Source organism: Bartonella sp. LB28NMGDW, assembly GCF_042194435.1.
Taxonomy (GTDB): domain Bacteria; phylum Pseudomonadota; class Alphaproteobacteria; order Rhizobiales; family Rhizobiaceae; genus Bartonella; species Bartonella grahamii.
On the sequence record NZ_JBHIMX010000010.1, the window covers coordinates 44,967 to 57,213 of the forward strand.

7 protein-coding genes are annotated in these 12,247 nt (G+C 38.1%); 5 read left to right on the forward strand and 2 right to left on the reverse strand.

Annotated features, from left to right (window positions below; genetic code table 11):
• Positions 1 to 79 precede the first annotated feature (79 nt).
• On the reverse strand, positions 80 to 460 hold the full coding sequence (locus ACFIKG_RS06800; RefSeq protein WP_375651969.1) for a helix-turn-helix domain-containing protein: 381 nt from the start codon (positions 458 to 460) through the stop codon (positions 80 to 82).
• A gap of 226 nt (positions 461 to 686) precedes the next feature.
• Between ACFIKG_RS06800 and ACFIKG_RS06805 the strand changes: the two genes are divergently transcribed.
• From ACFIKG_RS06805 to ACFIKG_RS06825, 5 genes are all read left to right on the forward strand, one after another.
• Positions 687 to 1,868 (forward strand): tyrosine-type recombinase/integrase, encoded by a 1,182-nt coding sequence (locus ACFIKG_RS06805; RefSeq protein WP_375651970.1) that lies wholly within the window; start codon positions 687 to 689, stop codon positions 1,866 to 1,868.
• A 176-nt stretch (positions 1,869 to 2,044) separates the two neighbouring features.
• Positions 2,045 to 2,245: an AlpA family transcriptional regulator gene (locus ACFIKG_RS06810; RefSeq protein WP_015856773.1), complete on the forward strand. Its 201-nt coding sequence runs from the start codon at positions 2,045 to 2,047 to the stop codon at positions 2,243 to 2,245.
• Between the two features lie 99 nt (positions 2,246 to 2,344).
• Positions 2,345 to 3,244, forward strand: a complete 900-nt coding sequence (locus ACFIKG_RS06815; protein ID WP_375651971.1) for a toprim domain-containing protein — start codon at positions 2,345 to 2,347, stop codon at positions 3,242 to 3,244.
• Positions 3,245 to 3,256: 12 nt separating this feature from the next.
• The gene (locus ACFIKG_RS06820) at positions 3,257 to 4,864 is read left to right on the forward strand and encodes a YfjI family protein (protein ID WP_375651972.1); all 1,608 of its coding nucleotides are present in this window, start codon (positions 3,257 to 3,259) and stop codon (positions 4,862 to 4,864) included.
• 595 nt (positions 4,865 to 5,459) lie between these two features.
• Complete coding sequence (locus tag ACFIKG_RS06825) at positions 5,460 to 10,424, forward strand: DEAD/DEAH box helicase (protein ID WP_375651973.1); 4,965 nt, start codon at positions 5,460 to 5,462, stop codon at positions 10,422 to 10,424.
• 873 nt (positions 10,425 to 11,297) lie between these two features.
• Here the strand turns inward: ACFIKG_RS06825 and ACFIKG_RS06830 are convergent.
• Positions 11,298 to 12,247 (reverse strand): DUF6990 domain-containing protein (locus ACFIKG_RS06830; RefSeq protein WP_375651974.1); only part of this gene is annotated, 950 nt, incomplete at its 5' end.

Below are 12,247 nucleotides of genomic sequence, written 5' to 3' on the forward strand. Positions count from 1 at the left end.
TTCGTTCTCATAAGGTGTGTGGAGACAGTCAAAATTCTTTTCAATGTTATTAAGGACGTTGATTGTTCTTTCAGTGAACTTATGAAAATAAGGGATCATTTTTTTCACCAGAAATTAACTGCAAAATAGCTCGTTGTTTTTTGCGGGTTAGCATTCTAAAACTTTGCAAAAGTAAATATTCTGCTTTGCTTTCTATTCTGTCATCACAATGATAGAGGGGATCTTCTTTTTTTGTGCTATCAGCATAAAAGAAGGAAACGGGAACATCTAATATATGAGCAATTTCTTGTAAACGTCTTGCACTTACGCGATTTAAACCTTTCTCATACTTTTGAATTTGTTGAAACGTTACGCCCAAATGACTCCCTAATTGTTTTTGAGAAAAACCCATGAAGTTTCTTCTAAAGCGAATTTTTTTGCCTAAAGAAATGTCATAAAAATGTAGACTTTTGGCTTGCACTTTGCTCCCCCTCCGGTTGCGAGCGCCCTCGCATTAGTATTCCGGGGTCTGGCAACACATTGATTTATAATAATAAATCATCCTTTTTCAACTTGAATCATAACTCCGAATATAGTAAGATTTTCTCATCACAAACCCTCTCAGATTGAATCAATTAATATCACTTGCTTGCACGTCAAAAGCGGGGCTGGTGTGTGGGTAAAAATGAGGAAAGAAAGGAGTAAAAATGCCTCTTATGAATCGTCTTAATGCAAGGGCTGTCGCAACATTGGGGGCTGGCAAATATAATGATGGTGCCGGCTTGCTTCTCCATAAGCGTAAAGATGGTGGTGCTCAATGGCTTTATCGTTATACCATTCATGGTCGGCGCCGCGAAATGGGCTTGGGTGCGTTGCGAAATGTTTCTTTAAAAAAAGCCCGTGAATTAGCAAATCAATGGCGTTCTGTTTTGCATGAGGGGCGTGATCCCATTAAAGAACGTGAGAAACAAAAGCGTGAGGCAATAAGTAATCTCCATTATTTAAAAGACATTGCCTTAGATGCTTTTGAAAGTCGTAAAGCTGAATTAAAAGGAGATGGCAAGGCTGGGAATTGGTTTCTACCTTTACAACTTTATATTCTCCCCAAATTAGGCTGTATTCCTATTTCAGAAATTACACAAACAGAGATACGCAATGTTCTTGCTCCCATCTGGCATGCAAAAGCTGCAACCGCAGAGAAAGCAATAAATCGTCTTAATATTTGTCTCAAACATGCTGCTGCTTTGGGGCTGGATGTTGATTTACAAGCAACGATAAAAGCACGCGCTCTTTTAGGGAAACAACGCCATAAAGCACAAAATTTACCAGCAATGGACTGGAAAGATGTTCCTGCCTTTTATCAGTCACTCTGCAAAACAACAACAATGACACAACTGGCTTTGCGTTTGCTTATTCTTACAGGCGTTCGTACACGTCCTTTGCGCTATATGCATGAAGATCAGATTGATGGGGATATATGGACCATTCCTGCTGAAAGTATGAAAGGACGACGCGATGCTACAGAAGAATTCCGCGTTCCTTTATCATCAGAAGCACTAAAAGTGATTAAACAAGCACGCCTTTTATCTCGTAATGGGTTTCTTTTTTCTGCAACCGGTCGTGGTCCCCTTGCACAGAACAGCATGTTACAATACATGAAAAAAACAGGACTTGAAGCCTGTCCGCATGGTTTTCGCTCTAGTTTACGTGATTGGCTCGCAGAAACAACCAATGCCCCTTATGAGGTCGCTGAAACCATTCTAGGTCATACGGTTGGGGGAAAAGTGGAGCGTGCCTATCGTCGGACTGACTATTTAGAACAGCGTCGTATTTTTATGGATAGATGGGCTTCTTATGTTACTGATCAAAACAATAAAAGTTGTGGATAGCTCTATGTCTCCATTTTCCTTATTTTATCCATAACGGATAATACAATCACAAATTATTGCTTCTCTTGATAAAAAATCACAAGATATTGTTTTTTTGCTGGAAAAGTTTGCTACGAATTGCTATTTATATATAGTTAATAAACAGTGATTCTATCATTTAATATAAAGGGGATTCCATGATTCCAAACGGACCACTCCTCACAGTACGTGAGAGTGCAAAACTACTTAATATAAGCGTTTCAACACTTTGGCGGCGGGTCGCTGATGGCTCAGTACCAAAGCCTTTAAAGATTGGTTCCTTAGCGCGCTGGTTACAATCTGACCTTTGCGATGTAATCGAAAAGGCAAAAAACCAACGTGGCAACGACGCCGCCTAAAGAAAACTTCGCCTTATAGGACAGACAAAGTATTTCGACTTTCGCAAATCCCGAAATAACAGAATCTGTCCTGTAATGCAAGTAGCAGGAAGGGATTTTATGCATTTTACAAATGCTACAACAAGCAATGCTTATGCATTGCATACAACAGCTCAAAAAATTACTTGTGCATTACGTGGAGTTTGGCATGGGCGTTATGGAATAGCCCGTTGCCCTGCTCATGATGATAGGCTGCCTAGCTTATCCCTTGCCAATGGACATGATGGGCGTCTTTTACTCTATTGTTATGCTGGCTGCTCTTTTAGAGAGATCATACAAGCGCTTATTAGAATTGGATTGCTTGGAAAACAAGCTTATGATCAGACGCTCTCTTTCTCCAAACAGTTTTGTGCTGATCTCAAACGAGCAAAAAAGAAAGCAGAGAGAGCAAAAGCAATTTGGCAACAAAGCCAACCAATCAAAAATACTTTAGCAGAAACCTATTTACGTATGCGGGGTATTACATGTGATTTGCCTCCCGATTTACGCTTTTACGACAAATGTTCGCACCCCTCTGGGTTTACACTGCCCGCGTTGGTGGCTCTTGTTAAGGGCGCTGGCTCTTTCGCCATTCATAGAACCTTTTTACAAGCCAATGGCTGCAAAACAGACCAAAAACCAGCAAAAGCCATGTTGGGATCTGTAACAGGTGGTGCTGTGCATTTAAGTCAAGCCAATCCAAAACATCTGGTCATTTGTGAGGGCATTGAAACGGGGCTGTCTCTGCTGTCTGGGTTGTTATCAGAGCCCGTTGATTTATGGGCGTCTCTTTCAACCAGTGGCATGATGCGTGTGAATTTACCCCATACAAAAGGGCGTCTCACCATTGCAATGGACGGCGATGATGCGGGTCGTAAAGCAGGTTTTACCCTCGCTGCACGTGCTTATAGCCAAGGCTTTGAGGTCTTTATGATGCAAGCTCCAAAAGGAACGGATTTTAATAACGTATTACTTTCTTAAAAGAGGGAAACTATGAAAGATAGTAATTTACAAAACAATAATGAAAATACTCCCGTCAATGATAACGATAATGTCTCTTTAAACGAAAATACTTGTTTAAAAGCCATTTCTTATGAACAAGCCTTGCAACAAAATGGTTGGGGGCAATTAAAACCGATTGCTACGGCTCTCTTACCTGTCGAGCCTTTTAGCTTATTACAGCTTCCAATGCCATTAATGGACTATATTTATGAGGTTGCCGATCTTCAACAATCTTCTATCGATTTTATTGCTATTTCTGCTTTATGTGGCTTGGCTGCTGTCATTGGCAATGGCGTGCGGATTGCTCCCAAAAAACATGATAATAATTGGAAAATTGTTCCTAATCTCTGGGGTGCTCTTGTGGGGCAACCTTCAACACTCAAAACACCTACCATGCAAGCCGCTTTAACTCCTCTCTATGCCTTTCAAGAGGAATGGCATCAAGAATGGTTAAAGAAGAAAGAACAGCAAGAAAAGAAAGATATTCTTATTGAATTAGATAAAAGAGAAAAGAAAAAACAAGCCTATAAAGCACTCAAAGATCAAGATGAGGAACAAGCCCTTGCCCTTCTTTCACAATCTATTGAACACAAAGAAAGTGATGATAACACTCTTGATAAACGACGTCTTATTGTCAACGATGTGACTGTCGAAAAGCTTGGGGAACTCTTAAAAGAAAACCCCCGTGGTCTCTTGATGGTACGAGATGAATTGGCTGGGTTTTTAGGTAATATGGAAAGAAAGGAATACCAAACAGACCGTGCCTTTTATCTAACAGCTTTTAATGGCAATACGTCATACACCTATGACCGTATTGAACGTGGAACCATTCATATTCCCAATGCAACCATTTCCATTATTGGGGGCATTCAACCCTCACGCATTATTCCCATTATTCAAGCCATGTGCCATGGAATAAATGATGATGGTTTCATGCAACGATTTCAAATGATTGTATGGCCCGACGAACGAAAAAAGCGGTTATGGACGGATAGACCTCCCAATCAAAAGGTATGGGAAAGCTATCAAGGGGTCTTTCGTTCTCTTTATGATAAACCGTTAGGCTCACCAAAGCATCCGATAACCATACGCTTTTCTGCTGAAGCTCAAGAAATGTTTCGTGTATGGTGGGAAAATTTTCAGAAAAAAATAAATAGTGGTCATTTCTCTACAAATTTACAATCGTATCTTTTGAAAATGGATAAAACCATACCAACACTTGCGTTGATTTTTGAATTGACCGAAGGGGGTCGTTTTGAAATCAATAGAAATGCTCTTGAGAGAGCCTTGTATTGGGAAAAATATCTGTTAAGTCATGCCAAACGTCTTTATGCGGCGCATGATACATTAGCAACAGAAAGTGCAAACTTGCTTGTCAAGCGCTGTGATTATTTACCTAATGTTTTTACTGCACGGGATGTTTATAAACGTGATTGGAAATGTTTAAAAGACAATGAAGCTGTGAAGCAAGCTTTAGAGCTTTTATGCCGTTGCAATTATATTCGTGAAATCTCTGGAGACAATAACTCCCAAGGCGGTCGACCTACCATACGCTATGAATGGCATCCTTTAGTGAAAAGTCATAAAACATTTCAATGAATGAATTTTAAATTCCAATAAAACATATAACTTATGTATTCATAAAATGAAACCTTCAAAACATTTCCCATCTATTGGTTTTGGAGGTTTTGGGGGTTTTGGAGGTGCTTTTTATTCCCCTCTTTATATATTTTAAAAATCAAAATAAAAGTCATTATATTTCAATATGTTAATTTTTATCAACTTTTCAAAAAACAATCTATATCAACATTACAACCTGTAAATTCAACTTATAGCATAGGTTTTGTAGGGGTTTTGGGGGTATAGGGGGGGTATATGCTTTTTATCTTTCTTACAAAGCAAGCAATAAAAGCCTATCAAAACATACATTCTGATATCTTAAAAGCACATATCAAATTTGTCTTTTTTCCATAAAACGAACAGCAAATTTCACTATTTTGCTGATCTTACCTCATGTCATAGGCTGTGGATAAGTAGCCTTTAATAAAATTTCTTTTTAAGCAGGTTATGGGTCTTTAGCACCCTTTTTTTATTTTATTATTGCTATTTGTTTTAAATAGATCTAGCAAATTCTATTTAAAGTTTTTTGACACCGATAGATCAACGCTTATAAAGCGGTGGGGTTTTATTATAAATGCTTCAATCTCATAACAAACCACTGACATTACGCTCTCTGTTACAATCCTACCGTGATCATACAGAAAGTGCGCGCGATAGAGGAACTTCTTTTGAAAAGTTTGTAATTGCTTATTTGACGCAAGACCCTCTACAATGCCAAGAATATGAAAAGGTGCAAACCTATTGTGAATGGGCAAAAGAGCATGGGGAAGATGGGCGTGATATTGGCATTGATCTGGTTGCTAAAATTCGTGATGAAGAAGGATATGCCGCTATTCAATGTAAGTTTTATAGTGCAAATCATCAGATCAAGAAAGAAGATATTGATAGCTTTATTGCTGCCTCGGGAAAAAAGATCTTCACACGCCGTATTCTGGTTGATAGCACCGAAGGTAATTGGAGTAACAATGCCGATCTCACCTGTGAAGGACAAGGAGTCCGCATTCAACGAATTAATCTTTTTGATCTGGAAAACAGTCAAATAGATTGGTCAACCTTTGAAAGCAAAGGGGAAGCTACTCTTAAGAAAAAAGAACCGAAAAATCTTTTAGATCATCAACAAGAAGCGCTTAAAGCTGTTTATGACGGTTTACAAGAAGCAGACCGCGGCAAGCTGATTATGGCGTGTGGAACGGGAAAGACCTTTACCAGTCTGAAGATAGCAGAAGCTCTTGCTGGTCAAGGTAAACGTGTTTTATTCCTTGTCCCCTCTCTTTCTTTAATGTCACAAACAATAAGAGAATGGACAGCAGATACAGCAATACCCTTGCGTTCCTTTGCCGTGTGTTCTGATACACAAGTTGGTAAGCGTCGTAAAGCCCAAGATGATGCTGCCGAACTCGATGTCTCGGATCTCGCTCTACCAGCAACAACAGATTCTCAAAAGCTTGGAGAAAAAGCCAATAAGACTTCTCCTGATGCCATGACTGTGGTCTTTGCTACCTACCATTCGATACAAGTGATTTCGGATGCGCAAAAGAAATATGCTTTACCGGAATTTGATCTGATCATTTGTGATGAAGCACACCGTACCACTGGAGCTGTGTTAGGAACAGACAAGAGTGAATCTGAGTTTATCAAGGTTCATGACAATAGCCTTATTCGGGGCAAGAAACGTCTGTATATGACAGCAACACCTCGTATCTTTAGTGACAATGCCAAAAAACAAGCTAATGAGATTGATGCTGTTCTGGCTTCTATGGATGATGAAGAGCTTTATGGGAAAATCCTTTATTCTTATAGTTTCTCCCATGCTGTAAAAAATGGACTTTTAACGCCTTACAAGATTATCGTTTTAGGTGTTGATGAAGGAGAAGTGAGTAAATCTATCCAGCATCTGATGACAGATGAGAATTATGAACTTATTCTTGATGATAGAACAAAGATCATGGGTTGTTATCAAGCTCTTACCAAAATGGATCTGAAAATTGATCTTGGAGATGATACAAGACCCATGCATCGGGCTTTGGCTTTTTGTAGAGATATTGATACTTCTGAACGCATATGTAGAACATTCAACGATGAAGAAGTTAAGAAAGATTTACGTGATCTTCATGAAAACCATAAAAATATTCCCCCTCTTAACTGTCAAGCAGATCATATTAATGGAAAATCTGGTGCCAAAAACCGTACGATAAAACTTGATTGGTTGAAAGAAGATGCGGGTGAGAATGTCTGCCGTATATTAACCAATGTACGCTGCCTTTCAGAAGGTGTTGATGTTCCTTCCCTTGATGCGGTTATGTTTTTACATCCGCGTAAAAGCCAAGTGGATGTGATACAAGCAGTGGGACGTGTGATGCGTCGTGCAAAAGGCAAAAAGATGGGTTATATCATTTTGCCGGTTGGTGTTCCTGCTGGTGTTTCACCAGAAGAGGCATTAAAAAACAATAAGAGATACAGTGTTGTCTGGCAAGTTCTCAATGCTTTGCTTGCCCATGATGAGAATTTTAGTAAAACCCTTAACCAGATGGTCTTAGGGCAAGACGTAAGCTCTATCATCGACATTGTTACAGTTTCTAAAAAGACCGAATTAGAGAATGTCACCACGGTTATTGACGAAATCACGCTCCACGAAAAATCAGAAAAATCCGGACTTCGTATTGGGACACAAGCTCATGAACCGCACCAAACATATGAAGGACAAGGAAGATTGCCCTTTTTTGTTGAGTTTCCCAATGCTCTCAAAACACTGATTGTTAAAAAATCTACTATGAGTGATTATTGGGGCATTTGGGCTGGCAATGTTGCTGAGATTGCACAAAACCATATCACACGCCTTCAAACTATGCTTTCTGATCAAACAAGCGAAGCTTATCATGCCTTTGATGCGTTTTATAAGGAATTAAAAAACAACTTAAACAGTGAGATAAAGCAAGAAGAAGCGATTGAGATGTTAGCGCAACATCTTGTGACGCGTCCCGTGTTTGAAGCCTTGTTTGAGGGCAATGAATTTGTACAAAACAATGCCATTTCGCAAGCAATGGAAAAAATCTTAACAGAACTCGATAAAACCAATATTGAGGAAGAATCCAAGGAATTACAAGAGTTTTATGACAGCGTAAAGTTCCGTGCCTCTGGCATTACAGAACCACAGGCAAGACAAAATCTTATTATCAAGCTTTACGAAGATTTTTTTACCAAGGCATTTAAGAAAACCACGGATAGGCTTGGCATTGTTTATACCCCCGTTGAAGTTGTGGATTTTATCATTCATTCTGTTGATGATGTGTTGCGTAATGAATTTGGAAAAAGCTTAGGGTCACGGGGTGTTTCTATTCTTGACCCTTTTACGGGTACTGGGACCTTTATCACACGGCTTTTACAATCCAATCTCATAAAACCAGAGGATATGGAATATAAATTCCGTCATGATATTCATGCCAATGAAATTGTTTTGCTTGCCTATTACATAGCAGCGATTAACATTGAATCGACTTATCATAGTATCATGAAAGGTGAGTACATTCCTTTCAAGCATATTGGTTTGACCGATACTTTCCGCATGCTTGAAGAAAAGAACCTTCTGCAAAAATTATTCAAAGAAAACAGTGAATATTTAGAGCATCAAAAGAAACTGGATATTAAAGTTATCTTTGGTAACCCTCCTTATTCAACAGGTCAAAAGAGTGCGAATGACAATGCAAAGAAGACCCCTTATCCACTATTAGATAACCATATTCGTGAAATCTATGCTGCTCAATCTAAAACACCTTTTGTTCAAGCACTTTATGACAGCTATATTCGTGCCATTCGTTGGGCTAGTGATCGTATTGATAATGCTGGAATAATCGGCTTTGTTTCTGGTTCAGGTTACATAGAAAAATCGACAATGGACGGTTTACGAAAATCTTTAGCCAAAGAATTTAGCAGTATTTACGTACTCAATTTACGAGGAGATATTCGTAAAAACATGTTAAGTAATGGGGCTGCTCAAGAAGGGGAAAATGTTTTTGGCAATGGTAGTATGACCGGTATCGCTATAACGCTCTTTATCAAAAAGCCCAATGTGACTGAATCATGTAAAATTTACTATCACGACATTGGTAGTAATCTTACAACTAAAAGGAAACTTGAGATCCTTGACGAATTTTGCAGTATTGATGGTATTACCCATGAACAAGGCTGGCAACTCATTACACCAGACAAGCATGGTGACTGGATTCATCAACGTGATGACAGTTTCAACGCATTTTTAGCTTTAGGCGTTAAAAGAGGGCATGATAAAAAGCTTTTTGAGACTTATTCTTGTGGTATTGTAACTAATCGTGATGCCTGGGCATATAACTCGAGCCTTGAGGCTTTAGGGAAGAACATGAGCAATATGATTGCTTTCTATAATAGTGAAGTAAAGCGTTTTAATGAAGCCTATGGGCATGTTGATAGTATAATACGTGAAAAGGCTGTAGACAGTTTCATCAATGCCGATACAAGTAAAATCAGTTGGAGTTATCATCTCAAAAAAAAATTGCTTAAAGCAAAACTCTTTCCTTTTGACAATAACTGTCTTACACAAAGTCTTTATCGTCCTTTTACAAAGCAGTGGCTTTATTACAATCGCAGTTTCAATGAAATGGTTTCTCGAATACCACGTATGTTTCCGATAGGACAAGCGGTTGAAAATCAAGTAATTCAAATTACAGGCATAGGAGCAAGGTGTGGTTTTTCTGTTTTGATGAGTAAGGATTTACCTAATCTAGATGCAATAGAAAAAGGTCAATGTTTTCCACGTTATATTTACGAAGATACTGAATCTTTAAAAAATAAAAAACAATCCCTTTTATTTACAAACTCTATAGAAGAAAGCACAACAGCTGATTTACAAAGGCGTGATGCTATTACTGATGAGGGGCTAGAACATTTTAAAGCAGCTTATCCTAATGAAACTATCACGAAAGATGATTTATTCTATTATATTTATGGTCTACTTCATTCGGAAGATTATCGTACACGTTATGCTCATAATTTATGCAAAGAACTGCCTCGTATCCCTTGTGTAAAGAGTGCTGGTGATTTTTGGAAGTTCGTAACAGCAGGGCGTGAACTCGGTCATTTGCACATGAATTATGAAGATGTAAAACCTTATCCAGTGACTTTTAAAAAGGGTAATCCAAAAGTTACAGAAATCTCTAATCCTGAGAAATTCTATTATGTAACTGAAATAAAATTCGCAAAAGCAGGTAAAGAGAAAGATAAATCAACTGTTATTTATAATAACAATATCATCATGACAGATATCCCTCTTGAAGCTTATAAGTATATCGTCAATGGCAAGCCCGCTCTTGAATGGGTTATGGGGCGTCAATGCGTTAAGACTGATAAAAAGAGCGGCATTGTTAATGATGCCAATCACTATGCTGTTGAAACCGTTGGCAACCCTGCTTATCCATTAGAGTTGTTTCAAAGGGTTATTACCGTAAGTTTAGAGACAATGAAAATCGTTAAGAACCTACCAAAACTAGAAATTAGAGAAACTGAATAACTTAAAAGCGTGCTCACATAATGGGTATGATAAACTCACAACGGGTATAGGGTTTTATACCTATAGGTTCTATGCCCCTTTTATAAATTGCTTACATATAATCTTTAAAAGAATATTTTATATGCGTTATCATAAAAGATAAGGCTTTGCACTTTTTAACACTGTACTTTGGATTGCTTTAAGATTTTTAATAAATCCCATCTTAAAGTGAATACGCTTCTTTTACATTGCCTTTAAAAGATTATACCGTAATCTAAAATGATAGCTTTATTGTTATCAGAAGCTTTGTTTAAAGAGAGTTATGTATATTCATTTTCTTATATTACTTATAGGTTTTGAATGTTTCTCAAACCCCCAAAACACCTACAAAACCCTCTTAAATATATATTAAAGATTGTATTTATGTTTTGTGTTTAATATAGGTTGTTTATTTGAAAGATTAACTTATTGAAATATAATGACTTTTATTTTTTATTGAAAAATATGTAAAGGGGGGAGCGTAAAAAGCACCTCCAAAACCCCCTAAACCTCCAAAACTCATAACCATAATGGTCTTGATAGCATCTATTATGATTATAATCCCTTTCTTTTGAAAGGCTTAAAGGATCATATGCTTTTCATAAAGCACATTTTAATCATTCACTAAAATCATAAGATTCGTCTGTTAAATAAACTGACATAACCGATAAAATAGACAAAAGCCCATAAAAAGTAATTTTAATAATCTATGAAATAATAGGCTGTTTCATTAAAATCTTGCACCAAAACCATGATCAGAGCCACACTACTGTTGAGTTTCTCAACTAGTGATCAAGGCTTTGGAGCGCGTCTTATTTTCTAAATTTCTGAAATCTTTTCGATATTTTTTAGGTGCTATTTCTTGTCTTTTTTTCCGATAAAATTGACTATTTTCTCTTTCCACGAGCGGGGTTGCTCCTTGCTGGTAACCTCTTGTGGATCATCAAGCTTTTCTGCCACCTGTTTAATCAAAGCGTAGCTCACTTGCTTCACCTTTGCTACTTCTTTGGCTAAAGCTAATGCACGTTCAAGGTGGGTTTTGTTGATGCTCTCGTCAAAACCTAGGTGATCACCTGCCGTAAAGCTTTGCTGATAAGATTGTAAGGTTTCAGCATCACCCAACAAAGCAAGAGCGCCAAGATGAAGTAAAGCATAATGTGCATCGTTTGCTTCAGACGTGGTGCTTTTTTCCCAAGGAGCAGCGCCATAATCAGAGCGAAGTCTTTCAGAAAGGTCAATGTCTGTTACCGCCCATTTTAGCGCGTCATCAAGTGCTTGCTTTAAGCGATCCGCAGTAACTTCTGGTTCAAAGATTTCTAACCCCTTTGCTTCAAAATTAAGCTGTATATCTGGAATATCTTCCGTGTGGGTAGGATCAATGAATTTACAAGCGGTGGAAAGAATGCCAGTACTAATCATAAAAGCGCTATCAAATTGTGGGTAATCTTTGGCAATTTCGTCGTTATAAAGAATGTCTACTTCACGATCAGCCAATTGATAGCTTGCCATATGGTCATTCTCATTGATTTTCTCAGTTGACCAGCCTAGGCTTTTTAAAAGTGCATGAGCACTTTCCATGGTGAGACGATCATCAGTGTCATCCACTTCATCCAATTCCTCTGCCGCTTCAACAGCAGTTGTTTTAGAAGCAACAGATGCTGTTTGCGGATCCAAGCTCAAAATCGGAGCGTTTTTAGGAAAACCAGTCCGATAACGGCGTGCAAGAGCAAGGACGTTATCAATAATATGTGCTATGTTTTCCCTTATCAAAGCTGAAAAGTTTTTATCCTTCAAACTTTCCTTAT